Origin of the sequence: Streptomyces sp. NPDC048606, from assembly GCF_040650855.1 — a bacterium.
Classification (GTDB): Bacteria; Actinomycetota; Actinomycetes; order Streptomycetales; family Streptomycetaceae; genus Streptomyces.
This window is the reverse complement of record NZ_JBEZIB010000016.1, coordinates 1-25,799: the sequence shown is the minus strand read 5'-3', so window position 1 is coordinate 25,799 and position 25,799 is coordinate 1. Positions and strand designations below refer to the sequence as shown.

The following is a 25,799-nucleotide window of genomic DNA, read 5'->3' as shown; positions in this document are numbered from 1 at the left end:
GTAAGGGGACGACACATGAGGCTCGGCATCAATCTCGGCTACTGGGGTGCGGGCATGGACGCCGACAACCTCGCCGTCGCGCAGGAGGCGGACCGCCTCGGCTACGACGTCTGCTGGGCGGCCGAGGCGTACGGGTCCGACGCCGCGACCGTGCTGGCCTGGGTCGCCGCGCAGACCGAGCGCATCGACGTCGGCTCGGCCATCTTCCAGATCCCGGCCCGCCAGCCGGCGATGACCGCCATGACCGCCGCCACCCTCGACTCGCTCACCAAGGGCCGTTTCCGCCTGGGCCTGGGCGTCTCCGGCCCCCAGGTGTCCGAGGGCTGGTACGGGGTGAAGTTCGACAAGCCGCTCGCGCGCACCCGCGAGTACGTGGAGATCGTCCGCAAGGCGATGACCCGCGAGCGCCTCTCCTACGACGGCGCGCACTGGACCCTGCCGCTGCCCGGCGGCCCCGGCAAGCCGCTCAAGCTGACCGTGCACCCGGAGCGCGAGCACATCCCGCTCTACATCGCCGCCATCGGCCCGAAGAACCTGGAGCAGACGGGCGAGATCGCCGACGGCGCCCTGCTGATCTTCCCCGCCGCCGAGCACCTGGAGGAGACGGCCCTGCGCCACATCCGCGCGGGTCGCGAGAAGGTCGGGCTGACGATGGAGGGCTTCGACGTCTGCCCGACCGTGCCGCTGGCCCTCGGCGAGGACGTGAACGCGCTGGCGGACGTGTTCCGTCCGTACACCGCCCTGTACGTCGGCGGCATGGGCAGCGCCAAGCAGAACTTCTACAACCAGCTCGCCTGTCGCATGGGCTACGAGAAGGAAGCCGCCGAGATCCAGTCCAAGTACCTGGCCGGCGACAAGACGGGCGCGGCCGCCGCCGTCCCGCACTCGCTGATCGACTCGACCACCCTGCTGGGCTCGGTCGAGCGGATCGCGGACGGGATGCGGGCCTACGCCGACGCCGGGGTCACCACCCTGACGCTGGCCCCGGCCGGCTTCACCCGCGACGAGCGGCTGGCGGCCCTGAGGGCGGGTACGGAGGCCCTGGAGCTGGCGGGCCTGGCGTAACGCCGGCCCGGAAGCTCCGGGAAGGGGTCCTGCGGCCGTGGTGGGGGCTCGGGGGGTCTTCCCCGCCACGGCCGACACCCCGCACAACGCGCGGGTGGCCCCCGGGGTTACGCCCCGGGGGCCGACGGCTCGGTTCGTTCGTTCGGGCGAGTGGGGCCACCGCACGGTTGCCGGCCCGGAACATCCGCATTTGACTCGTTCCATGCTCTCTGCCCGCAGCCTGTTCCAGGAGATCGTCGACCACGACGACTCCTTCCAGCTGTTCTGCTCCATCGCCGCCAGCGGGGAGTCCCAGGGCGGCTGGGAGAACGCCCGGATCGCCGCCCTCGTCCCCGAGGGCATGCGCGACCTCGCGCCCAAGATCACCCGGCACGGCGCCGACGAGGACAAGCACGGCCGCATCTTCCGCGCCCTGCTGCGCAACCGCGGCCTGCCCGTGGTTCCCGTCCCTCCCGAGACCGACTACACGATGCTGCTGGAACGGCGCGGCATCGGCCTCGCGCACGACAAGCTGCGCCGCGACCGGCCGCTGACCGAGGAGGACGTCGTCGTCTACCTCGCGCACAGCCGGGTCACCGAACAGCGCGCCGCGGACCAGATGGCCCTGCTCGTGCGCCTCTTCGGCCGCAACCCGGAACTGGGCCGGGCCGTCCGCATGATCAGCGACGACGAGGAGAACCACCTCGCCTACTGCCACGAGGAACTGCTGCGCCTGGCCCGCGCCGGACACGGCCGGACCATCCAGCGGGTGCTGCGCGAGAGCGCGCTCGCCGAGATCGCCGTCTACCGCGACGTCAGCCTCGTCGTCATGGACCACATGGGCCGGCTGCTGCGCTGGCCGGCGCCCAAGGCCGCCGCGCTCGCCGCGGGGATCCGCGCGGTGTACGCGTACGAGCGTTTCAGCGGCTGGCACCGCATGATCGACCTGCGCCCCCCGGAGCGGCGCGACGCCCTCGGGGGCCGGCCGACCGCCGAGCCCGGTTTCGCCCGGGCGTAGGCCCGAGCGTGGGCGGCCCGAGTCCGGCCCGGTCGGCCGCGGGCCGCTGCCGGGCCGCGGGTCAGAGCCAGCCGCGGCGCTTGAACATCCGGTGCAGGCCCAGACACACGACCACCATCAGCACCACCACCGCCGGATAGCCGAAGCCCCACGTGAGCTCCGGCATGTGCTCGAAGTTCATCCCGTAGATCCCGGCGACCATCGTCGGGACGGCCGCCATGGCGGCCCAGGCGGAGATCTTGCGCATGTCGTCGTTCTGCCGCACCCCCATCTGCGCCAGGTGCGCGGCCAGGGCGTCCGACAGCAGCCGGTCCAGGCCCTCGATGTACTCGTTCGCCTTGGTCAGGTGGTCGGCGACGTCCCGGAAGAAGGGCTGGGAGTGCCCGTCCACGAACGGCACCCGCCCGAAGGCCAGTCGGTCCATCGGCTGGAGCAGCGGACTGGTCGCCCGACGGAACTCCAGCACCTGCCGCTTCGCCGCGTAGATGCGCGCCGCCGTGTTCTTGAAGTCCGGGGCGTTCGGCGCGAACACCTCCGCCTCCAGCCCCTCCAGGTCGCCCTGGAGCTCGGCCGCCACCTCGATGTAGTGGTCCACCACCGCGTCGGACACCGCGTACAGCACCGCCGTCGGACCGTGCCGCAGCACCTCCGGCTCCTGCTCCAGCCGGTGGCGCACGGCGGTCAGCGCCGCCCCCTCGCCGTGGCGGACGGTCACCACGAAGGAGTCGCCGATGAAGACCATCAGCTCGTTCGCCGTCACCGTGTCCGCGGCCTCGTCGTAGACCACCGGCTTCAGGACGACGAACAGCGAATCGTCGTACACCTCCAGCTTCGGCCGCTGGTGCGCCGTCAACGCGTCCTCCACCGCCAGCGCGTGCAGACCGAACTCCCGGCTCACGTGGTCGAACTCCGCCGCCGTCGGCTCGTGGATCCCGATCCAGACGAACGCGTCGCCGTGGGCGCGCGCCTCGTCGAGGGCGTCCGAGAAGTCCTCGGGCGCCGGGGAGCGGCGGCCGTCCCGGTACATCGCGCAGTCGACAATCACGCCGGGCATTCTTCCCCCATCGGCGCCCGCCCGCACGCCGTCGCCACCGCATAGGGTGCTTCCATGGCCACGCTGATCCTCGTACGACACGGGCGGTCCACCGCCAACACCGCGGGACTGCTCGCCGGCTGGACGCCGGGGGTAGCCCTTGACGAACGCGGCGCCGAACAGGCCGCCGCCCTGCCCGCGCGCCTGGAGGGCATCCCCCTCGCGGCCGTGGTCAGCAGCCCCCTCCAGCGCTGCCGGGAGACCCTCGCGCCGCTGCTCGCCTCCCGTCCCGGGCTGCGGGAGCACACCGACGAGCGGATCGGCGAGTGCCACTACGGCGACTGGTCGGGCCGCAAGCTCTCCGAGCTCGCCGACGAACCCCTCATGCGCGTCGTCCAGCAGCACCCCTCGGCTGCCGCGTTCCCCGGCGGCGAGTCCATGCGCGCCATGCAGGCGCGCGCCGTGGACGCCGTACGCGAGTGGAACGACCGCGTCGAGGAGGAGCACGGCGCCGACGCCGTCTTCCTCGTCTGCTCCCACGGCGACATCATCAAGTCCCTCGTCGCGGACGCCCTCGGCATGCACCTCGACCTCTTCCAGCGCGTCCACGTCGACCCCTGCTCGGTCACGGCGATCCGCTACACCCCCACCAGGCCCTTCCTGCTGCGCCTCGGCGACACCGGGGACCTCTCCGCCCTCGCCCCCCGGCCCGCGCCCGACGCGGAGCGGGAGGCCGAGCGCGAGAGCGAGGGCGACGGCAACGCCGTCGTGGGGGGCGGCGCGGGCGCGGCCTGATCGAACGGCGCAGTAGGGTGGCAGGGCCAACACAAGCGCGCAGCCCTGCCCCGCCTCAGACTTGGAGACTGGACGTGCCCCGTCAGGTGTTCCTTTACGACCCGCCGGACCGCTTCGTGGCCGGCACGGTCGGTTTGCCTGGGCGCCGTACGTTCTTCCTCCAGGCGTCCTCAGGCAGCCGCGTCACCAGCGTCTCCCTGGAGAAGACGCAGGTCGCGGCCCTGGCCGAGCGGATGGACGAGCTGCTGGACGAGGTCGTGCGCCGCACCGGGGGCAACGCCCCCGTCCCGGCCGTCGCCTCCACCGAGGCCGCCGACACCGCCCCGCTCGACGTCCCCGTCGAGGAGGAGTTCCGCGTCGGCACCATGGCGCTCGCCTGGGACGGCGAGGAGCAGCGGATGATCGTCGAGGCGCAGGCCCTCGTCGAACTCGACGCCGACTCGGAAGAGGATCTCGCCGAGGCGGAGGAACGCCTGCTCCAGGACGAGGAGAACGGCCCGCCCATGCTGCGGGTGCGGCTGTCCGGCGCGCAGGCCCGCGCCTTCGCCAAGCGGGCCCTGGACGTCGTCAACGCGGGCCGTCCGCCGTGCCCGCTGTGCAGCCTGCCGCTCGACCCCGAGGGACACGTGTGCCCGCGCCAGAACGGCTACCGGCGCCAGGTGTGAGCGCCGTGACCCCGCCCCCCGTCGAAGAGCTGCTCACCCGCGGTGAGCTCACCGTCCACGGTCGGATCGCCGAGGCGTCCAACGCCGTGCTGCGGTGCACCGTGACCCACGAGGGGCACACCGCGGAGTGCGTCTACAAGCCCGTCAAGGGCGAGCGGCCGCTGTGGGACTTCCCCGACGGCAACCTCGCCCGGCGCGAGCGCGCCGCCTACCTGGTCTCCGAGGCCACCGGCTGGGGGCTCGTCCCCACGACGGTGCTGCGCGACGGCCCGTACGGGGAGGGCATGGTCCAGCACTGGATCGACGCCGGAGGATCGCCGGAGGACGGGCTGCTCGCGCTGGTCGAGGGCGAGGAGGCCGGGGAGGGGTGGAAACCGGTCGCCTTCGCCGAGGTGGGGGAGGGGCGCACCGCCCTCCTCGTCCACGCGGACGACCCCAGGCTGCGCCGCATGGCCGTCCTGGACGCGGTGATCAACAACGGTGACCGCAAGGGCGGCCACCTCCTGCCCGGCCCCGACGGCAGGCTCTACGGCATCGACCACGGGGTGACCTTCCACACCGAGGACAAGCTGCGCACCCTGTTGTGGGGGTGGGCCGGGGAGCCGCTCACCGACGAGGCGCGCGCCGTCCTGGTCTCCCTGGAGGCGCGGCTGGCCGAGCCGGAGCCGCTCGCCACCCGCCTGGCCGAACTGATCACACCGGTGGAACTGGCCGCCGTACGGGCCCGTGTGGCGCAGTTGCTGCGGGAGGGCACGCACCCGAAGCCCTCGGGGCAGTGGCCCGCGATCCCCTGGCCGCCGGTCTGACCGGGCAGGACGTCGAACGCACGGATCCAGCCGGATCGCAAGAGGGTGTATCCGGCCAACAGTGCTGGTCCGGTTCGTTTCCGGAACACCCGTCCGGTTAGGCTCGAAGCATGCATGCCTGGCCCGCTTCTGAGGTCCCCGCCCTGCCCGGCAAGGGCCGCGACCTCCAGATCCACGACACCGCGACCCAGGGGACGATCACCCTCGACCCCGGTCCCGTCGCCCGCCTCTACGTCTGTGGGATCACCCCGTACGACGCGACCCACATCGGTCACGCGGCGACCTACAACGCGTTCGACCTCGTGCAGCGCGTGTGGCTCGACAACAAGCGGCAGGTCCACTACGTCCAGAACGTCACGGACGTCGACGATCCCCTGCTGGTGCGGGCGCAGCGCGACGGACTCGACTGGACCGAGCTCGCGGTGCGCGAGACGGCCCTCTTCCGCGAGGACATGACCGCCCTGCGGATGCTGCCGCCGCAGCACTACATCGGCGCCGTCGAGGCCATACCGGGCATCGTGCCGCTGGTCGAACGACTGCGGGACGCGGGCGCCGCCTACGAGCTCGACGGCGACGTCTACTTCTCGGTGGAGGCGGACCCGCACTTCGGCGGCGTCGCCCACCTGGACGTCCAGGCGATGCGCCTGCTGTCCGCGGAGCGCGGCGGGGACCCGGAACGCCCGGGGAAGAAGAACCCGCTCGACCCGATGCTGTGGATGGCGGCGCGCGAGGGCGAGCCCAGCTGGGACGGCGGCTCGCTGGGCCGCGGCCGGCCGGGCTGGCACATCGAGTGCGTGGCCATCGCCCTGGACCACCTCGGCATGGGCTTCGACATCCAGGGCGGCGGTTCCGACCTCGCCTTCCCGCACCACGAGATGGGCGCCTCGCACGCGCAGGCCCTGACCGGCGAGTTCCCGATGGCCAAGGCCTACGTCCACGCGGGCATGGTCGCGCTGCACGGCGAGAAGATGTCGAAGTCCAAGGGGAACCTGGTCTTCGTGTCCGCGCTGCGCCGCGCCGGGGTCGACCCGGCGGCCATCCGCCTCGCCCTGCTGGCGCACCACTACCGCGCCGACTGGGAGTGGACCGACGAGGTCCTCCAGGAGGCCGTGGCCCGCCTGGAGCGCTGGCGCGCGGCCGTCTCGCGCCCGGACGGGCTCCCGGCCGAGGCCCTGGTCGAAGAGGTCCGCGAGGCCCTCTCCCGCGACCTGGACGCCCCGGCCGCACTGGCGGCCGTGGACCGCTGGGTGGAGCTCCAGAACGCCTCGGACGGGGACGACGAGTCGGCCCCCGGCCTGGTCTCCCGCACGGTGGACGCCCTGCTGGGCGTGGCCCTGTAGCAGCGCGGAGCCCGCGCGCTCACGACGACGACGGCGGGGCCGGAGATGATCTCCGGCCCCGCCGTCGTCGTCTCCCGGTGTCGCGGCCGGCGGCCTACGCCCGCGGGGCGTCGTCCCCCGGCTCCTGCGTCGGCTCGGAAGGTTCCGACGGCCCCGACGGCCCCGACGGCTCGGACGCCTCCGTCGACTCCGTCAGGTCCGACGGCCCCGACGGCTCGGGCGGCTCCGCGGCCGGGGCCGGCGGCTCCGTCGGGTCCTCCCCGGCCCCCGGGCCCGCGCCGGTCCCGGAGACGTCCGGCCTGCGCTTCGGCGGGCGGGTCAGCCCGCTGGAGGTGTCGCGCAGGTACGAGCCGTCACCCGGCTCGGCGGTCGCCGACGGATCCCGACGCCGCAGGTACCGTTCGAACTCCCGGGCGATCGCGTCGCCCGAGGCCTCCGGCAGGTCGGCCGTGTCCCGGGCCTCCTCCAGCGTCTGGACGTACTCGGCGACCTCGCTGTCCTCGGCGGCCAGCTGGTCCACGCCCAGCTGCCAGGCCCGCGCGTCCTCCGGCAGCTCGCCCAGCGGGATCCGCAGGTCGATCAGGTCCTCCAGCCGGTTCAGCAGCGCGAGCGTCGCCTTAGGGTTCGGCGGCTGCGACACGTAGTGCGGCACCGCCGCCCACAGCGACACCGCCGGCACGCCCGCGTGGGTGCACGCCTCCTGGAGCACGCCCACGATGCCCGTCGGGCCCTCGTACTTCGTCTCCTCCAGGTCCATCGTCCGCGCCAGGTCCGCGTCCGAGGTGACACCGCTCACCGGCACCGGCCGGGTGTGCGGGGTGTCCCCGAGCAACGCGCCCAGGATGACGACCATCTCCACGCCCAGCTCGTGCGCGAAGCCCAGCAGTTCGTTGCAGAACGACCGCCAGCGCATCGACGGCTCGATGCCGCGCACCAACACCAGGTCGCGCGGCTTCGCGCCGCCGATCCGGACCACCGACAGCCGCGTCGTCGGCCAGGTGATCTTCCTGACCCCGTTGTCCAGCCACACCGTCGGCCGGTTGACCTGGAAGTCGTAGTAGTCCTCGGCGTCCAGAGCCGCGAAGACCTCGCCCTTCCACTCCCGGTCCAGGTGCGCCACCGCACCGGAGGCGGCGTCACCCGCGTCGTTCCAGCCCTCGAACGCGGCCACCATGACCGGGTCGATCAGCTCGGGCACGCCCTCAAGCTCGATCACCCAGGTCTCCTTCCGAAGTTCCCCTTGTGTACAAGGGCCAGCCTAAGCCTTGGCGGCTCGCGGGCCACAGCCCACGACAGAGGGGCGGTTCCCCTCGGAACCGCCCCTCTTCCCCACCTGCGTGACACCTATGCCTGGCGGCCCAGCATCTCCTCGACGCGGGTGCGCACGGCCTCGTCGTCCAGGCCGCGGACCGTCACCGTCGTACGGCGACGCAGCACGTCGTCGACGGTCTCGGCCCACTCGAAGTCACGGGCGTACGCGACCTGCGCCCAGATCTCCGGACCGTCCGGGTGGATGCGCTCGGCCAGCGCCGGGTCCTCGTTCGCCAGACGGGCGACGTCGAAGGCCAGCGAGCCGTAGTGCGAGGCCAGGTGACGGGCGGTCAGCGGGTCCATGCGGGCGCCGGGCTCGCGGTCCACCAGCAGACGGTGCGCGACCGCGTTCGGGTTGGCGACACCGGGCAGCGGGACGCGCCGCACGAGGGACTTGACCGGCTCCATGTCCTCGGTCAGCGGGCTGCCCGGGAGCTTGGCGAGCTTCTCCATCACCACGCGGCCGATGTGACGGTACGTCGTCCACTTGCCGCCGGCCACCGACAGCATGCCGCCGGCGCCCTCGGAGACCACGGTCTCGCGCTTGGCCTTCTCGACGCCGCCGGGGCCGCCGGGCAGCACCCGCAGGCCGGCGAAGGCGTACGTCATCAGGGACCGGTCGAGGTCGGCGTCCTTCACGGAGAAGGCCGCCTCGTCGAGGATCTGCTGGATGTCGGACTCGGTGGCGCGCACGTCCGCCGGGTCGCCCTCGTAGACCTCGTCGGTGGTGCCGAGCAGGAGCTGGTCCTCCCACGGCAGGGCGAAGGTGATGCGGTACTTGTCGATCGGGGTGGCCATGGCGGCCTTCCACGGCGACTTGCGCTTCATGACGATGTGCGCGCCCTTGGAGAGGCGGATCGACGGCATCGCGTGCTTGTCTTCCATGCGCCGCAGGTGGTCCACCCACGGGCCGGTGGCGTTGAGCACGACGCGCGCGTCGACCCCGAACTCGGTGCCGTCGAGGCGGTCCTTGAGCTCGGCGCCGGAGACCCGACCGCGCGTGGTGCGCAGGCCGGTGACCTCGGCGTGGTTGAGGACGACCGCACCGGACTCGACCGCGGCGCGGACCGTCATCACGGCGACGCGCGAGTCGTTCATCTGGTGGTCGTAGTAGACGGCGACGGCCTTCAGGTTGTCCGTCTTCAGACCCGGGTTGTCGGCCACGGCGCGGGCGGGCGAGATGACCTTGCCGATGCCGTCGCCGAAGGCCGAGAGCGCCGAGTACGCGAACACGCCCGCGCCCAGCTTCGCCGCGCCGACCGGACCGCCCTTGTACACGGGCAGGTAGAAGGTCAGCGGGTTCACCAGGTGCGGGGCCACGTCCTTGGCCAGCACCCGGCGCTCGTGGTGGTTCTCGGCGACCAGCTTGACCGCGCCGGTCTGCAGGTAGCGCAGACCGCCGTGGACCAGCTTGGAGGAGGCGGAGGAGGTGGCGCCGGCGAAGTCGCCGGCGTCCACCATGGCAACCCGCAGACCCGACTGCGCGGCGTGCCAGGCCACCGAGGTGCCCAGGATGCCACCGCCGATGACGAGCAGGTCGTAGGTGGCCTTCGACAGCTGCTCACGGGTCTCGGCGCGGCTCGCGTTCGAGCCGGCGTTGGGGTGCGTACCCAGCGTGGGAACGCTCTGCAGGGTGCTCATATCTCTTTCAGCTCCTCGTCGATTGACTCAGCCGGTGCGGTCAGCTGGCGTCTTCGTCGTCGATCCAGCCCATGGACCGCTCTACGGCCTTGAGCCAGTTCTTGTACTCGCGGTCCCGCTGGTCGGCGGGCATCCGCGGGGTCCACTCCGCCGCGCGGCGCCAGTTGGCGCGCAGGGCGTCGGTGTCGGGCCAGAAGCCGACGGCCAGGCCGGCGGCGTAGGCGGCGCCGAGACAGGTGGTCTCGGCGACCATCGGGCGCACCACGGGGGCGTCCAGGAAGTCCGAGAGCGTCTGCATCAGCAGGTTGTTGGAGGTCATACCACCGTCGACCTTGAGGGCCGCCAGCTCGACGCCGGAGTCCTTGGTCATGGCGTCGGTGATCTCGCGGGTCTGCCAGGCGGTGGCCTCCAGGACGGCACGGGCGATGTGCGCCTTGGTGACGTACCGGGTGAGGCCGGCGATCACACCGCGGGCGTCGGAGCGCCAGTACGGGGCGAACAGGCCGGAGAAGGCCGGGACGAAGTAGGCGCCGCCGTTGTCCTCGACGGAGAGCGCGAGGGTCTCGATCTCGGCCGCGGTCTTGATCATGCCCATCTGGTCGCGCATCCACTGGACGAGCGAGCCGGTGACGGCGATGGAGCCCTCCAGCGCGTAGACCGGCTTCTGGTCGCCGATCTGGTAGCCGACGGTGGTCAGCAGGCCGCTGTAGGAGTTGATGATCTTGTCGCCGGTGTTCATGAGCATGAACGTGCCGGTGCCGTAGGTGGACTTCGCCTCGCCCTCGGCGAAGCAGGTCTGGCCGAAGAGGGCGGCCTGCTGGTCACCGAGCGCCGAGGCGACCGGGACGCCGGCGAGGACGCCTTCCTTGACGTGGCCGTAGACCTCGGCGGAGGACCTGATCTCGGGGAGGACGCCCAGCGGGACGTCCATGGACTCCGCGATCTTCTCGTCCCACGCGAGGGTGTGCAGGTTCATGAGCATGGTGCGCGAGGCGTTCGTGACGTCGGTGACGTGCACGCCGCCCTCGGCGCCGCCCGTGAGGTTCCAGATGACCCAGGAGTCCATGGTGCCGAAGAGGATGTCGCCGGCCGCGGCGCGCTCGCGCAGGCCCTCGACGTTGTCCAGCAGCCAGCGGACCTTCGGGCCGGCGAAGTAGCTCGCCAGCGGCAGGCCGGTCTCGCGGCGGAAGCGGTCCTGGCCGACGTTGCGGCCGAGCTCCTTGCACAGGGCGTCGGTGCGGGTGTCCTGCCAGACCAGCGCGTTGTGCACCGGCTCGCCGGTGTGCCGGTCCCACAGGACGGTGGTCTCGCGCTGGTTGGTGATGCCGACGGCCTTGACGTCGGCGGCGGTGATCTCGGCCTTGGCGATGGCCCCGGCGACGACCTCCTGGACGTTGGTCCAGATCTCGGTGGCGTCGTGCTCGACCCAGCCCGGCTTCGGGAAGATCTGCTCGTGCTCCTTCTGGTCGACGGCGACGATGCGGCCGTCGCGGTCGAAGACGATGCAACGGGAGGAGGTGGTGCCCTGGTCGATCGCGGCGATGAACGGGCCGGTGCTGCTGGTCATGATGGCTGCTCCTGGCAGGTCTGGTGAGTTGGCGGAATCAGGAACGCGGTGCGGATCTTACGAGCGCTGCAGATGCTGATCAGGCGAACGCGATGTTGTACAGACCACCGGCGACGGCGGCACCGACGAGCGGGCCGACGACGGGGATCCAGGAGTACCCCCAGTCCGAGCCGCCCTTGTTGGGCAGCGGGAGCAGGGCGTGGACGATGCGGGGACCGAGGTCGCGGACCGGGTTGATGGCGTAGCCGGTCGGACCGCCGAGCGAGAGGCCGATGCCGACGACCACGAAGGAGGTGATCAGGACGCCGATGACGCCGAGGCCCTTGCCGTCGTCCTGGAGGCCCTGGGTGAGGATCGCCAGGACCAGGACGAAGGTGCCGATGATCTCCGTCGCCAGGTTCTGGACGACGTTGCGGATCTCGGGGCCGGTCGAGAAGATGCCGAGCACCGGGCCGGCGACGTCGTGCGGGTGCGGGTCCTCGGGGCCGAGCTTGGCGTCCTTGATGTTCTCCGGGTCCGCCAGGTGCGCGCGGAACTGGCCGTAGTACGTGATCCACATCAGGACCGCGCCGAGCATGGCGCCGAGGAGCTGGCCCGCGAAGTAGACGGGGACGTCACCCCACTCGCCGGTCTTGACGGCGATGCCGACGGTGACCGCCGGGTTGAGGTGCGCGCCGGACAGCGGCGCGGAGACGTAGGCGGCGATCAGGACCGCGAAGCCCCACCCGAAGGTGATCGAGAGCCAACCCGCGCCGCGGGCCTTGGAGCTCTTGAGCGTGAGGGCGGCGCACACGCCGCCGCCGAGCAGTGTGAGCAGGGCGGTACCGATGGTCTCGCCGATGAAGATGTCGGAGCTGGACACCCGCGACTCCTTTGTCTTACGTCCAGGGGTGGGCGGACACCGGGTCCCTCCGGTGGTCCACGCACTCGGTGAGTGCTGCACCGGTCCTTGGCCTCGCCATACCCTAACGCGTATTGCCGGTAGGTGTTCGACAATGCCGACCGATGAACGGCAGTTTTCCGCCTGAGTGAAGAACGCGTCAAGGGCTGACCAGGTCAAAGAACCGGATCGTTACCCCGCAGTACGATCGCCCAAATCAAGCCAACGATCGATCGGTAAAAGACAAAATCCACCCAAATGGCGCCCGTAGGCGCCATCGGGTGGATCGAAACCTTCAGGTCAAGCTCAGAACCGGCCCGCGCCGAGGTCGCGCGAAACCGACCGCGCGCAGTCGCGCACGGAGGCCACCAGGGCCGCCCGCGGCTCCCCGGACTCCCCGCAGACCCGCTCCACCGCCCCCGCGACCGCCACGGCGCCCACCGGCATCCGGCGACGGTCGTGGATCGGCGCCGCGACCGAGGCGATGCCCTCCCAGGTCTCCTCGACGTCGGCGGCCCAGCCGCGCGCCCGCGTCAGGTCCAGGACCTCCTCGAAGCCCACCGCGTCCGTGACCGTACGGGGCGTGAACGCCTCCCGGTCGAGCTCCATGACCTCGGAGTGCGCCACCGGGTCGTAGGCCGACAGCACCTTGCCCAGCGCCGTGGAGTGCAGCGGCTGCATGGCCCCCACCTCCAGCACTTGACGGCTGTCGTCCGGGCGGAACACGTGGTGCATGATCAGCACCCCGCTCTTGTGCAGCACCCCCACGTACACGCTCTCCCCGCTCGCCCGGGCCAGGTCGTCCGTCCAGACCAGCGCGCGGGCGCGCAGCTCGTGCACGTCCAGGTAGCTGTTGCCCAGGCGCAGCAGCTCCGCGCCCAGCTGGTAGCGGCCCGAGGCGGGGTCCTGTTCCACGAAGCCCTCGGCCTGTAGCGTGCGCAGGATCCCGTGCGCCGTGCCCTTGGCCAGGCCCAACGAGGACGCCACGTCCGACAGGCCCAGCCGGCGCTCCCCGCCCGCCAGGAGTCGCAGCATCGCAGCGGCTCGTTCGAGCGACTGGATGTTCCGTGCCATCGCGCAGCCTCCTGCTGACGTAGTTCGACAATGCTGAACAGTATCGGTCGATGCCGACCTTGTGCATGCTCGGGCGGTCACCCGGTGCGGCGCACCCACCCTCCCGTGCGCAGCCCCCGCCGCACAGAATGCAGTCCGTTCCGTGGGACGCCCTCACCGGGTGGGGCCCGGCACGGTTACCCTGACCGCGTGCACCCCTGACACAGGCAGGAGTGCAAAGCCGACAGCCGTCGCACTCCAGGGAGCCCCACCATGGCCTCGTTGCCGAACCCGTCCGCCGACACCCAGACCCGGGCCGACGCCCTCCGAGAGGCACTCGCGACCCGCGTGGTCGTCGCCGACGGGGCCATGGGGACGATGCTCCAGGCACAGGACCCCAGCATGGAGGACTTCCAGCAGCTCGAAGGCTGCAACGAGGTCCTCAACGTCACCCGCCCCGACATCGTGCGCTCCGTCCACGAGGCGTACTTCGCCGTCGGAGTGGACTGCGTGGAGACCAACACCTTCGGCGCGAACTTCTCCGCGCTCGGCGAGTACGACATTCCCGAACGCAACTTCGAGCTGTCCGAGGCCGGTGCGCGCATCGCCCGCGAGGTCGCCGACGAGTTCACCGCCTCCACCGGCCGACAGCGCTGGGTCCTGGGCTCCATCGGCCCCGGCACCAAGCTGCCCACCCTCGGTCACATCACCTACGACCGGATCCGCGACGCCTACCAGACCAACGCCGAAGGCCTGATCTCCGGCGGCGCCGACGCGCTGCTCGTCGAGACCACCCAGGACCTCCTGCAGACCAAGTCCTCCATCATCGGCGCCCACCGCGCCATGGCGGCCCTCGGCGTCAAGGTCCCGCTGATCTGCTCCGTCACCGTCGAGACCACCGGCACCATGCTGCTCGGCTCCGAGATCGGCGCGGCCCTCACCGCGCTGGAGCCCCTCGGCATCGACATGATCGGCCTGAACTGCGCCACCGGCCCCGCCGAGATGAGCGAGCACCTGCGCTATCTCGCGCGCCACTCCCGCATCCCGATCTCCTGCATGCCCAACGCCGGTCTGCCCGTCCTGACCAAGGACGGCGCGCACTACCCGCTGACCGCCCCCGAGATGGCCGACGCCCAGGAGACCTTCGTCCGCGAGTACGGGCTCTCCCTCGTCGGCGGCTGCTGCGGCTCCACCCCCGAGCACCTGCGCCAGGTCGTCGAGCGGGTCCAGGGCCTCGCCCTCGCCCCGCGCGACCCCCGGCCCGAGCCCGGCGCCGCGTCCCTGTACCAGACCGTGCCGTTCCGGCAGGACACCTCGTACATGGCCATCGGCGAGCGGACGAACGCCAACGGTTCGAAGAAGTTCCGCGAGGCCATGCTGGAGGCCCGCTGGGACGACTGCGTGGAGATGGCCCGCGACCAGATCCGCGAGGGCGCGCACATGCTCGACCTGTGCGTCGACTACGTCGGCCGCGACGGCGTCGCCGACATGCGCGAGCTCGCCGGCCGCTTCGCGACCGCCTCCACCCTGCCCATCGTCCTGGACTCCACCGAGGTGCCCGTCATCCAGGCCGGCCTGGAGATGCTGGGCGGCCGCGCCGTCATCAACTCCGTCAACTACGAGGACGGCGACGGCCCCGACTCCCGCTTCGCCAAGGTCACCCGACTGGCCCGCGAGCACGGCGCCGCGCTGATCGCCCTGACCATCGACGAGGAGGGCCAGGCCCGCACCGTCGAACACAAGGTGGCCATCGCCGAGCGCCTCATCGAGGACCTCACCACCAACTGGGGCATCCGCGAGTCGGACATCCTCATCGACACCCTGACCTTCACCATCTGCACCGGTCAGGAGGAGTCCCGCGGCGACGGCGTCGCCACCATCGAGTCGATCCGCGAGCTCAAGCGCCGCCACCCCGACGTGCAGACCACCCTCGGCCTGTCCAACATCTCCTTCGGCCTCAACCCGGCCGCCCGCGTCCTGCTCAACTCCGTCTTCCTCGACGAGTGCGTCAAGGCCGGGCTGGACTCCGCGATCGTCCACGCCTCCAAGATCCTTCCGATCGCCCGGTTCGACGACGAACAGGTCACCACCGCCCTCGACCTCATCTACGACCGCCGCGAGGGCGACTACGACCCCCTCCAGAAGCTGATGGCCCTCTTCGAGGGTGTCAACACCAAGTCCCTCAAGGCCGGCCGCGCCGAGGAACTGCTCGCCCTGCCCCTGGAGGAGCGCCTGCGGCGGCGGATCATCGACGGCGAGAAGAACGGCCTGGAGGCCGACCTCGACGAGGCCCTTCGGGACCGCCCCGCCCTGGAGATCGTCAACGACACCCTCCTGGAGGGCATGAAGGTCGTCGGCGAGCTGTTCGGCTCCGGCCAGATGCAGCTCCCCTTCGTCCTCCAGTCCGCCGAGGTCATGAAGACGGCCGTCGCCCACCTCGAACCCCACATGGAGAAGAGCGACGACGAGGGCAAGGGCACCATCGTCCTCGCCACCGTCCGCGGCGACGTCCACGACATCGGCAAGAACCTCGTCGACATCATCCTCACCAACAACGGCTACAACGTCGTCAACATCGGCATCAAGCAGCCGGTCTCCGCGATCCTCGAAGCCGCGCAGGAACACAAGGCCGACGTCATCGGCATGTCCGGGCTCCTCGTCAAGTCGACCGTGATCATGAAGGAGAACCTGGAGGAGCTCAACCAGCGCAAGCTGGCCGCGGACTACCCCGTCATCCTCGGCGGCGCCGCCCTCACCCGCGCCTACGTGGAACAGGACCTCCACGAGATCTACGAGGGCGAGGTCCGCTACGCCCGCGACGCCTTCGAGGGCCTGCGCCTGATGGACGCCCTCATCGCCGTCAAGCGCGGCGTCCCCGGCGCCAGCCTGCCCGAGCTCAAGCAGCGCCGCGTGCCCAAGCGCGACACGCCCGCCCTCCAGGTGGAGGAGCCCGAGGAGCCCGGCGCCCGCTCGGACGTCGCCGTCGACAACCCCGTGCCCACCCCGCCGTTCTGGGGCACCCGCGTGGTCAAGGGCATCCCGCTCAAGGACTACGCCTCCTGGCTGGACGAGGGCGCCCTCTTCAAGGGCCAGTGGGGGCTCAAGCAGGCCCGCGCCGGCGGGGCCACGTACGAGGAGCTCGTCGAGAGCGAGGGCCGACCGCGCCTGCGCGGCCTGCTGGAGAAGCTGCACACCGAGAACCTGCTGGAGGCGGCCGTCGTCTACGGCTACTTCCCCTGCGTCTCCAAGGGCGAGGACCTGATCATCCTCGACGAGCAGGGCAACGAGCGGACCCGCTTCACCTTCCCGCGCCAGCGCCGTGGCCGCCGCCTGTGCCTCGCCGACTTCTTCCGCCCGGAGGAGTCCGGCGAGACCGACGTCATCGGCCTCCAGGTCGTCACCGTCGGTTCGAGGATCGGCGAGGCCACCGCCAAGCTGTTCGAGTCCGACTCCTACCGCGAGTACCTGGAGCTGCACGGCCTGTCCGTCCAGCTCGCCGAGGCCATGGCCGAGTACTGGCACGCCCGGGTCCGCGCCGAGCTCGGATTCGGCGGCGAGGACCCCGCCTCCGTCGAGGACATGTTCGACCTCAAGTACCGCGGCGCCCGCTTCTCGCTGGGCTACGGCGCCTGCCCCGACCTGGAGGACCGTGCGAAGATCGCCGACCTCCTGCGCCCGGAGCGGATCGGCGTCCACCTCTCGGAGGAGTTCCAGCTCCACCCCGAGCAGTCCACCGACGCTCTGGTCATCCACCACCCCGAAGCGAAGTATTTCAACGCACGCTGACGCGTAGCGGCGTACACTGGTCGGTCCCATACAGGCCGGTCACCTGTTCCCCGGAGGGATGCCCCCCGCGGGTCGAGGTGACCGGCCTTGTCGTCCCCCAGAGAGGCGTACGCATGACCAGCACCGTCCCCGCCCCCGTCGCCCGCACGGCCGACGGTCACGCCCTGCAGGCGGTGCTCCTCGACATGGACGGCACCCTCGTCGACACCGAGGGGTTCTGGTGGGAGATCGAGGCGGAGATCTTCCAGGAGCTCGGCCACACCCTCGACGAGGCCTGGCGCGACGTCGTCGTCGGCGGCCCCATGAGCCGCAGCGCCGGATTCCTCATCGAGGCCACCGGCGCCGACATCGGCCTCGCCGAACTCAGCGTCCTGCTCAACGAGCGCTTCGAGGCCCGCATCGCCGGCCAGGTCCCCCTGATGCCCGGCGCCGAACGACTGCTGAGCGAGCTCGCCCGGCACAACGTGCCCACGGCCCTCGTCTCCGCCTCCCACCGACGCGTCATCGACCAGGTGCTGCTCACCCTCGGTCGCGACCGCTTCAGCCTCACCGTCGCCGGCGACGAGGTCCCCCGCACCAAGCCCCACCCCGACCCCTACCTGCTCGCCGCCCAGGCCCTCGGCGCGCACCCCTCGCGCTGCGCCGTCATCGAGGACACCGCCACCGGCGTCGCCGCCGCCGAGGCCGCGGGCTGCCGGGTCGTCGCCATCCCCTCCGTCGGCCGCATCGAGCCCGCGCCCGGCCGCACCGTCGTCCGCTCCCTGGAGGACGTGGACCTGCCGTTCCTGCGCTCCCTCATCACTCCCCTGAACTGAGCGCGCACGCTGAGTACCGAACGGAAAAGGGGCGGGCCCCAGGTCTCGCGGGAGGATCTTCCGCGCCTGGCACCGGAGGCCGAAATTCCATCCTCTCCAAGGGGGCGAAACCGGGTGACCTTGGTCACCCGCGAACCCCTCCGAGGGCCCGCCCCGCACCCCCGGAGCCTTCCCATGTGTCCGGATTGATCATCTCCTGACCCCATCTGCGAAGACACCCGTATGAGCGGTCAGTCCGCGCCCATCACCGTCCGATTACGCCCCAACTCCTGACGGTTCAAGCCATCCCGTCCCGGGCCACTAATGTCGACGCGGGCACTACGCACGCACCTCTGCCGTACCGGACACACACCCCTGTGCCGGCACCGCGTGGACCGATCGTCAAACACCGGCCCGATCGTTCCGCCCTGAACGGGCGACGCCGCGAAGTGCCCTCTACGCCGCTTTGAACAAGTGCCGGGTGAGGGAGTACGTCCAGCATGAACCGCAAGACCATGGTGCTGACGGCCGCGATCGGCCTGCTCACCCCCGCGCTGTCCGCCTGCGGCAGCGCGAGCGGCGGAGGAGCAGCGTCCGGAGCGATCGTCGTCGGCACCACCGACCGGTTCGAAGCCGCCGACTACGCACCCGCCCCGTTCGACCCCGCCTACGCCTACGACGCCGGCGCCTGGAACGTACTGCGCCAGACCGTCCAGACCCTGATGCACACCCCGCGCGGCGGCGGCCAGCCCGTGCCCGAAGCGGCCTCCGACTGCCGCTTCACCGACACCGGCAACGAGAGCTACCGCTGCACCCTGCGCCCGGGCCTGAAGTTCGCGAGCGGCGACCCGCTCACCGCCAAGGACGTCAAGTTCTCCATCGACCGCGTCCTCGCGATCAAGGACGAGAACGGCCCCTCCTCGCTGCTCTCCACCCTCGACACCGTCGAGACCAAGGGCACCGACACCGTCGTCTTCCACCTGAAGACCGCCGACGCCACCTTCCCGTACAAGCTCTCCACCCCGGCCGCCGGCATCGTCAGCGAGAAGAACTACGAGGCCAGGAAGCTGCGCCCCGGCTTCGCCGTCGACGGCTCCGGCCCCTACACGATGAAGGCCGAGGTCAAGGACAACCACCTCGTCCGCGCCGTCTTCACCAAGAACCCGAACTACAAGGGCGACATCAAGGTCCAGAACGACAAGGTCGAGCTGCGCTCCTTCAACGACTCCGCCGCCATGGGCAAGGCCCTCGCCGACGGCGCCGTCCACATGGTCTCGCGCACCCTGTCGCCCGCCCAGATCACCGAGTTCTCCGCCAAGCCCCCCAAGGGCGTCAAGCTCGTCCCCCTGCCCGGCCTGGAGATCCGCTACCTCGGCTTCAACACCGACGCCCCCGTCGTCAAGGACAAGGCCGTACGCCAGGCCCTCGCCGCCGCCGTCGACCGCAACAACGTCATCTCCAAGGTCTACGGCAAGTCCGCGCAGCCCCTGTACTCCCTGGTCCCCACCGCCGTCGGCGGCCACGTCAACTCCTTCTACAACCGCTACGGCGAGGCCAACACCGCCAAGGCCGCGAGCATCCTGAAGGAAGCCGGGATCAAGACCCCCGTCAAGCTGACCCTGAACTACACCACGGACCACTACGGCGACGGCACCGCCGCCGAGTTCGAGGCCCTCAAGACCCAGCTCAACTCCACCCAGCTCTTCGACGTCACCGTCCAGGGCAAGGAGTGGAGCGACTTCCGTCCCGCGCAGAAGAAGGGCGACTACGCCGCCTACGGGCTCGGCTGGTTCCCCGACTACCCGGACGCCGACAACTTCCTCGCTCCCTTCCTGGAGCAGGACAACTTCCTGGGCACGCCGTACGCCAACAACGCGGTGCGCACCAGGCTCATCCCCGAGGCCCGGCGCGCGGCCGACCGTACGGTCACCTCGCCCGCGATCACGGAGATGCAGGACATCGTCGCCGAGGACGTACCCGTCCTGCCCCTGTGGCAGGGCAAGCAGTACGTCGCCGCACGCGACGGGATCACCGGGGTGGAGTGGTCGGTCAACGCCATCTCCGACCTCCAGCTGTGGGAACTCGGCCGAGGTGTCAGCGGCTGAGACCGGCAGTACCGGCAGCATCCGGCGGCGGACGTCGCAGGCCGGCGCAACGACCAGACAAGACTGTGAAGGACTTTCGCGTGAAGAGACGTAACCAGTGGTTGGCGGCCCCGCTCGGCGCGGCCACTGCGGCCGCGCTGCTCAGCGGTTGCGGTTCGACCGACGGTGCCAACGCCGGCAGCGGCAAGGGCGTGGTCATGGGCATATCCGACAAGGTGAAGTCCGTGGACCCGGCCTCCGGCTACGACCCGGGCTCCTGGCTCCTCTTCAACAACGTCTTCCAGTCGCTGCTCAGCTTCCCCAAGGGCGGCACCAGCCCGGAGCCCGACGCCGCGCAGACCTGCAACTTCGAGGGCGGCGACAGCAAGCAGTTCAAGTGCGTGCTGCGCCCCAACCTGAAGTTCAGCAACGGCCACAGCCTCACCTCGAAGGACGTCAAGTTCTCCTTCGAGCGCACGCTGAAGATCAACGACGCCAACGGCCCCGCCGTCATGCTCTCGTCGATCGCCGGCATCGACACCCCCGACGAGAAGACCGTCGTCTTCCGCCTGAAGACCTCCGACGCGACCTTCCCCAGCAAGATCGCCTCGGGTGCGGGCTCCATCGTCGACCACGCCGAATACCCGGCCGACAAGCTCCGCACCGACGGCAAGGCCGTCGGCTCCGGCGTCTACAAGCTCGACTCGATCAACGACAAGAGCGCGAGCTTCTCCGTCAACGAGTCCTACACCGGCAAGGCCAAGGCCAAGAACACCGGGGTCACGCTCAAGTTCTTCAACGGCGACCAGGCCGCCCTGAAGAACACCCTCCAGAGCGGCGACGTCGACTTCGCCTTCCGCGGCCTCGCCGCCAAGGACATCGCCGCCCTCTCCGCCACCAAGACCGGCGACCAGAAGATCGACGTCGTCGAGGGCACCGGCGCCGAGGTCGAGCACATGGTCTTCAACGTCAACGACCCCGTCGTCGGCAAGCTCCCCGTGCGCAAGGCCATCGCCTACCTCGTGGACCGCGAAGCCCTCGTCAAGGACGTCTACGCCGGCACCGCCGCCCCGCTCTACTCCATCGTCCCGGCGGGCATCGCGGGCCACACCACCCCGTTCTTCGACCGCTACGGCGGCAGCCCGAACGTGGAGAAGGCCAAGGCCGTCCTCAAGGCCGCCAACATCACCGGCAAGATCAAGCTGACCCTGTGGTCCACGCCGTCCCGCTACGGCCCCTCCACGGACCAGCAGTTCCAGGTGATCGCCAAGCAGCTCAACGACAGCGGCCTCTTCGAGGCCGACATGAAGTCCGTCGAGTACGAGCAGTACGAGAAGGACATCGAGGCCGGCAAGTACGGCGTCTACGTGAAGGGCTGGGTCCCCGACTACCCGGACGCCGACAACTTCACGCAGCCGTTCTTCGGCCCGGACAACGTCCTGCACAACAACTACGACAACAAGGAGATCAGCGGGACCATCATCCCCTCGACCTCCGCGAAGTCGGACCGCACGTCGGCCAACATGGACTACAACCGGCTCCAGGACATCGTCGCCGACGAGCTGCCGATCCTCCCGCTCTGGCAGGGCAAGCAGTACGCCGTCACCCGCCAGAACGTCACCGGCCTCCAGTGGTCCCTGGACGCCTCCACGGTCTTCCGCTTCTGGGAGATCAGCAAGGGCTAGGCCCTCCGGACCCCCGGAAACCACTCGCCCGTACGACCTCCCTCGGAGGGCGTACGGGCGGTGGTGTCCCCGGGGCCGCGCGGGCCGCGGGCCCAGGGCCTGTCGACGACAGGCCCTACAGCGCGCCCGGGCGGACCAGGCCGCTCTCGTACGCGTACACCGCCGCCTGCACCCGGTCCCGCAGGCCCAGCTTCGTCAGCACGTGCCCGACGTGCGTCTTCACCGTCGTCTCGCTGACGAACAGGTCCGCCGCGATCTCCGCGTTCGACAGACCCCGCGCCACCAGCTTCAACACCTCGACCTCGCGCTCGGTCAGCGTCCCCAGCGTGTCCGGGACCCGCTCCTCGCCCGACGGCAGGTGCACCGCGTACTTGTCCAACAGCCGCCGCGTGATGCTCGGCGCGAGCATCGCCTCACCGCCCGCGACCACCCGGATCGCCTGCACCAACTCGTTCGCCGGGGCGTCCTTCAGCAGGAACCCGCTCGCCCCCGCCCGCAACGCCTCCACCACGTACTCGTCCAGGTCGAAGGTGGTCAGCACCAGCACCTTCGCCGGTCCGTCCCGCTCCGGGCCCGTGATCCGACGCGTCGCCTCCACCCCGTCCATCCGCGGCATCCGGATGTCCATCAGCACCACGTCGGGCTGAAGCGCCCGCACCTGGTCCAGCGCCTGCAGACCGTCCCCGGCCTCACCCACCACCACCAGCTCCGGCTCGGCCTCCAGGATCATCCGGAAACCGGTGCGCAGCAGTGGCTGGTCGTCGACCAGCAGGACGCGGATCGCCACGGGGTACCTCGTATTCGTCGGACGACTTCGGCGGTCCCGCCCCATTCTGCCCTGACCCGAAGATCACGACCCAGCCGGGAGATCCCCCCGGCCGACCACCGTCAACGGGTACACCGGGGGAGTGCCGCCGAACTCCGGACACACCGCCTGGTGATCGCACCAGCCGCACAGCTTGGTCGGACGAGGACGCCAGTCACCCGTCTCCGTCGCCTCCCGGATCGCCTCCCACAGCGCGTGCAGCTTGCGCTCCACCCGCTCCAGGTCCGCCGGCACCGGGTCGTACGTCAGCACGTCCCCGCTGCCCAGGTACACCAGCTGGAGCCGCCGCGGCACGACCCCCTTCAGCCGCCACACCACCAGCGCGTAGAACTTCATCTGGAACAGGGCGCCCTCCGCGTACTGCGGCCTCGGCGCCTTGCCCGTCTTGTAGTCGACGATCCGCACCTCACCCGTCGGCGCCACGTCCACCCGGTCGATGATCCCGCGCAGCCGCAGCCCCGACTCCAGCTCCGTCTCCACGAAGAACTCCCGCTCCACCGGCTCCAGCCGCGTCGGGTCCTCCAACGTGAACCACCGGTCCACCAGCGCCTCGGCCTCCGAAAGCCACCGCGCCAGCCCCTCGCCCCCGTCGTCCGCCGGGAACAGCTCCGCCAGCTCCGGCTTCGACTCCAGCAAGCGGTCCCACTGCGCCGGGATCAACGCCTTCGCCCGCGGCGCCGTCCGCTCCACCGCCGGATGATCGAAGAGACGCTCCAGCACCGCGTGCACCAGCGTCCCCCGCGTCGCCGCCGTACTGGGCTTCTCCGGCAACCGGTCGATCACCCGGAACCGGTACAGCAACGGGCACTGCATGAAATCGCCGGCCCGCGAAGGGGACAGCGACGTCGGCCGGGCGGCGCCCGGGGCCACACCGGCGCCGGCCTCGGCGGGCGAGACGTCTGCCGCGACGTCGGCCGTGACCGCGGGTACGTCGGCGGAAGCGCCGGCGGAGGTGTCATCGCCCCGCGCACCGGGCACGGGACCGGGGATCGTCGTCATGCGCGAAACCCTACGGCCCCACGCCGACAGCACGCGCATACCATCGACTGCGGGCACCCTCGCCCTGCATGATCGGAGCATCACGCCGCGCGACCACCCCCGCCGCGACACCACCCCGGCACCAGGCACCACACTGGAGACAGACCCCCCGCCGGACCCCACCCCCGGGGGACCCCCCGAACGAAGGAAACCCGTGGCAGACACCGACGAAACCGGCGCGCGCCGCACCAAGCGCTCCGATCCGGGCGGCGGCATCCTCATGGGCCGCCCCTTCGGCGTACCCGTCTACGTCTCGCCCAGCTGGTTCCTCGTCGCCGCCCTCATCACCTGGGTCTTCGGCGACCAGCTCGACCGCGTCCTGCCCGACCTCGGACCCGCCCGCTACCTCGTCTCGCTCTTCTTCGCCGTCGCCTTCTACGCCTCCGTGCTCGTCCACGAGCTCGCGCACACCATCGCCGCGCTCCGCTTCAAGCTGCCCGTGCGCCGCATCCAGCTCCAGTTCTTCGGCGGAGTCTCCGAGATCGAGAAGGAATCCGAGACCCCCGGCCGCGAATTCGTCCTCGCCTTCGTCGGCCCCCTCCTCTCCCTCGCCCTCGCCGGCGTCTTCCACCTCGGCATGAAGGTCGTCGACCCCGCCACCGTCCCCGGCGTCCTCCTCGCCGGGCTGATGATCTCCAACCTCCTCGTCGCCGCCTTCAACCTCCTGCCCGGCCTCCCCCTCGACGGCGGACGCATGCTCCGCGCCGTCATCTGGGGCATCACCGGCAAACCCATGGCCGGCACCGTCGCCGCCGCCTGGGTCGGCCGCGGCCTCGCCGTCGCCGTCCTCCTCGGCCTGCCGCTCCTCACCCACACCGGACTCCTCGGCAACCCCGCCCAGGAGATCGGCGGCATGAACACCGTCATGGACGCCCTCCTCGCCGCGATCCTCGCCGGCATCATCTGGACCGGCGCCGGCAACAGCCTGCGCCTGGCCCGCCTGCGCGAACACCTCCCCGAACTGCGCGCCCGCACCCTCACCCGCCGGGCCATCCCCGTCGAACACACCACGCCCCTCTCCGAGGCGCTCCGCCGCGCCAACGAGGCCGGAGCCCGCGCCCTCGTCGTCGTCGACGGCCTGGGCGACGCCACCGCCATCGTCCGCGAGAGCGCCATCGCCTCCGTCCCCGAACACCGACGCCCCTGGGTCGCCGTCAGCACCCTCGCCCAGGACCTCACCGACGGCATGAGGGTCTCCGCCGAACTCGCCGGCGAGGAACTCCTCGACCACCTGCGCGCCACCCCCGCCACCGAGTACCTCGTCCTCGAACCCGAAGGCCGCATCTACGGCGTCCTGTCCACCCTCGACGTCGAGAAGGCCTTCGTGAAGGCCATGGCACGCCCCCAGTCCTGAAGCCAATACACTGGTCACATGTCCGAACCGACCGGTGCCGCCCGCCGACGCGGGCCCTTCGAGGTCGGGGACCAGGTTCAGCTCACCGACCCCAAGGGCCGCCACTACACGTTCACGCTCGAAGCCGGGAAGAATTTCCACACCCACAAGGGTTCCTTCCCCCACGACGAGCTGATCGGCGCCCCCGAAGGAAGCGTTGTCCGCACCACGGGCAACGTCGCGTACCTCGCGCTGCGCCCCCTGCTCCCCGACTATGTCCTGTCCATGCCCCGCGGTGCCGCCGTGGTCTACCCCAAGGACGCCGGCCAGATCCTGGCCTTCGCCGACATCTTCCCCGGCGCCCGCGTCGTGGAGGCGGGCGTCGGCTCCGGCTCGCTCAGCAGCTTCCTGCTGCGCGCCATCGGCGACCAGGGCATGCTCCACAGCTACGAGCGCCGCGCGGACTTCGCCGAGATCGCCACGGCCAACGTCGAGCGCTACTTCGGCGGTCCCCACCCCGCGTGGACCCTCACCGTCGGCGACCTCCAGGACAACCTGTCCGACACCGACGTCGACCGCGTCATCCTCGACATGCTCGCCCCCTGGGAGTGCCTGGAGGCCGTCTCCAAGGCCCTGGTCCCCGGTGGCATCCTGTGCTGCTACGTGGCCACCACCACGCAGCTCTCGCGCACCGTCGAGTCCATCCGCGAATTCGGCTGCTACGCCGAACCGCAGCCGTGGGAATCGATGATCCGCAACTGGCACGTCGAGGGCCTCGCCGTCCGTCCGGACCACCGCATGATCGGCCACACCGGCTTCCTCGTCACCGCCCGCCGCCTCGCGGACGGCGTCGAGCCCCCCATGCGCCGCCGCCGCCCCTCCAAGGGCGCCTACGGCGAGGACTACGACGGCCCCGGCAGCGACCGCTCCGCCTGACCCCCGCACCACCGGACCCGCCACCGCGGATCCGGGCACGGCCCAACACCAAGGCGCTGTGCCGCAGTTCCCCCGGCCCCGGGGGGCCACCCGCGCCCCCCCCCAGCAGTGTGACCACCCGGGGGCCAAGAGCCCCCCCCCCCCCCCCCCCGGCGCGCCCCACC

The 25,799-nt window shown here is 71.0% G+C and carries 20 protein-coding genes; 12 read left to right on the top strand and 8 right to left on the bottom strand.

Annotated elements, in window-relative coordinates:
- Positions 1–15 precede the first annotated feature (15 nt).
- Together AB0D01_RS18750 and AB0D01_RS18745 are read left to right on the top strand one after the other, a co-directional pair.
- On the top strand, positions 16–1,065 hold the full coding sequence (locus AB0D01_RS18750) for an LLM class F420-dependent oxidoreductase (RefSeq protein ID WP_363056527.1): 1,050 nt from the start codon (positions 16–18) through the stop codon (positions 1,063–1,065).
- A 202-nt stretch (positions 1,066–1,267) separates the two neighbouring features.
- Positions 1,268–2,062, top strand: coding sequence for a ferritin-like domain-containing protein (locus AB0D01_RS18745; RefSeq protein ID WP_363056525.1), 795 nt, complete (start codon positions 1,268–1,270; stop codon positions 2,060–2,062).
- A 61-nt stretch (positions 2,063–2,123) separates the two neighbouring features.
- Here the strand turns inward: AB0D01_RS18745 and AB0D01_RS18740 are convergent, their stop codons facing one another.
- Positions 2,124–3,116 (bottom strand): magnesium and cobalt transport protein CorA, encoded by a 993-nt coding sequence (locus AB0D01_RS18740; protein WP_363056523.1) that lies wholly within the window; start codon positions 3,114–3,116, stop codon positions 2,124–2,126.
- Positions 3,117–3,170: 54 nt separating this feature from the next.
- Between AB0D01_RS18740 and AB0D01_RS18735 the strand changes: the two genes are divergently transcribed.
- The 4 genes from AB0D01_RS18735 (at position 3,171) to mshC (ending at position 6,701) form a co-directional block, all read left to right on the top strand.
- Positions 3,171–3,890, top strand: coding sequence for a histidine phosphatase family protein (locus AB0D01_RS18735; RefSeq protein ID WP_363056521.1), 720 nt, complete (start codon positions 3,171–3,173; stop codon positions 3,888–3,890).
- 74 nt (positions 3,891–3,964) lie between these two features.
- Positions 3,965–4,555, top strand: a complete 591-nt coding sequence (locus tag AB0D01_RS18730; RefSeq protein WP_363056519.1) for a DUF3090 domain-containing protein — start codon at positions 3,965–3,967, stop codon at positions 4,553–4,555.
- Positions 4,556–4,560: 5 nt separating this feature from the next.
- Complete coding sequence (locus AB0D01_RS18725; RefSeq protein WP_363056517.1) at positions 4,561–5,361, top strand: SCO1664 family protein; 801 nt, start codon at positions 4,561–4,563, stop codon at positions 5,359–5,361.
- 110 nt (positions 5,362–5,471) lie between these two features.
- A complete protein-coding gene (mshC, locus tag AB0D01_RS18720; RefSeq protein WP_363056515.1) occupies positions 5,472–6,701 on the top strand; it encodes a cysteine--1-D-myo-inosityl 2-amino-2-deoxy-alpha-D-glucopyranoside ligase in 1,230 nt (409 codons plus the stop codon).
- A 94-nt stretch (positions 6,702–6,795) separates the two neighbouring features.
- Here mshC and AB0D01_RS18715 read toward each other — a convergent pair whose 3' ends face one another.
- The 5 genes from AB0D01_RS18715 to AB0D01_RS18695 form a co-directional block, all read right to left on the bottom strand.
- A complete protein-coding gene (locus AB0D01_RS18715; protein ID WP_363056513.1) occupies positions 6,796–7,917 on the bottom strand; it encodes a PAC2 family protein in 1,122 nt (373 codons plus the stop codon).
- 128 nt (positions 7,918–8,045) lie between these two features.
- Complete coding sequence (locus AB0D01_RS18710) at positions 8,046–9,653, bottom strand: glycerol-3-phosphate dehydrogenase/oxidase (protein ID WP_363056511.1); 1,608 nt, start codon at positions 9,651–9,653, stop codon at positions 8,046–8,048.
- A gap of 40 nt (positions 9,654–9,693) precedes the next feature.
- On the bottom strand, positions 9,694–11,220 hold the full coding sequence (gene glpK, locus AB0D01_RS18705; RefSeq protein ID WP_363056509.1) for a glycerol kinase GlpK: 1,527 nt from the start codon (positions 11,218–11,220) through the stop codon (positions 9,694–9,696).
- A 79-nt stretch (positions 11,221–11,299) separates the two neighbouring features.
- Complete coding sequence (locus AB0D01_RS18700) at positions 11,300–12,082, bottom strand: MIP/aquaporin family protein (RefSeq protein ID WP_363056507.1); 783 nt, start codon at positions 12,080–12,082, stop codon at positions 11,300–11,302.
- A 324-nt stretch (positions 12,083–12,406) separates the two neighbouring features.
- Positions 12,407–13,174: an IclR family transcriptional regulator gene (locus AB0D01_RS18695; RefSeq protein WP_363056505.1), complete on the bottom strand. Its 768-nt coding sequence runs from the start codon at positions 13,172–13,174 to the stop codon at positions 12,407–12,409.
- Positions 13,175–13,426: 252 nt separating this feature from the next.
- On the opposite strand from AB0D01_RS18695, the gene metH reads away from it, so the two are divergent.
- The 4 genes from metH (at position 13,427) to AB0D01_RS18675 (ending at position 21,502) form a co-directional block, all read left to right on the top strand.
- Positions 13,427–16,939 carry a methionine synthase gene (gene metH, locus AB0D01_RS18690; protein WP_363056503.1) on the top strand — a complete coding sequence of 1,171 codons (3,513 nt, stop codon included), beginning with the start codon at positions 13,427–13,429 and terminating at the stop codon, positions 16,937–16,939.
- A 113-nt stretch (positions 16,940–17,052) separates the two neighbouring features.
- Positions 17,053–17,754 carry an HAD family phosphatase gene (locus AB0D01_RS18685; RefSeq protein WP_363056501.1) on the top strand — a complete coding sequence of 234 codons (702 nt, stop codon included), beginning with the start codon at positions 17,053–17,055 and terminating at the stop codon, positions 17,752–17,754.
- Positions 17,755–18,233: 479 nt separating this feature from the next.
- Positions 18,234–19,838, top strand: a complete 1,605-nt coding sequence (locus AB0D01_RS18680) for an ABC transporter substrate-binding protein (RefSeq protein ID WP_363056499.1) — start codon at positions 18,234–18,236, stop codon at positions 19,836–19,838.
- 80 nt (positions 19,839–19,918) lie between these two features.
- Positions 19,919–21,502: an ABC transporter substrate-binding protein gene (locus tag AB0D01_RS18675; protein ID WP_363056497.1), complete on the top strand. Its 1,584-nt coding sequence runs from the start codon at positions 19,919–19,921 to the stop codon at positions 21,500–21,502.
- Positions 21,503–21,617: 115 nt separating this feature from the next.
- On the opposite strand, the gene AB0D01_RS18670 is transcribed toward AB0D01_RS18675, so the two are convergent.
- Positions 21,618–22,289: a response regulator transcription factor gene (locus AB0D01_RS18670; protein WP_363056495.1), complete on the bottom strand. Its 672-nt coding sequence runs from the start codon at positions 22,287–22,289 to the stop codon at positions 21,618–21,620.
- A gap of 63 nt (positions 22,290–22,352) precedes the next feature.
- On the bottom strand, positions 22,353–23,141 hold the full coding sequence (locus tag AB0D01_RS18665) for a PD-(D/E)XK nuclease family protein (RefSeq protein WP_363056736.1): 789 nt from the start codon (positions 23,139–23,141) through the stop codon (positions 22,353–22,355).
- Between the two features lie 379 nt (positions 23,142–23,520).
- On the opposite strand from AB0D01_RS18665, the gene AB0D01_RS18660 reads away from it, so the two are divergent.
- The gene (locus AB0D01_RS18660) at positions 23,521–24,720 is read left to right on the top strand and encodes a site-2 protease family protein (protein ID WP_363056493.1); all 1,200 of its coding nucleotides are present in this window, start codon (positions 23,521–23,523) and stop codon (positions 24,718–24,720) included.
- An 18-nt stretch (positions 24,721–24,738) separates the two neighbouring features.
- Positions 24,739–25,635 carry a tRNA (adenine-N1)-methyltransferase gene (locus tag AB0D01_RS18655; RefSeq protein ID WP_073920425.1) on the top strand — a complete coding sequence of 299 codons (897 nt, stop codon included), beginning with the start codon at positions 24,739–24,741 and terminating at the stop codon, positions 25,633–25,635.
- Positions 25,636–25,799: the final 164 nt, after the last annotated feature.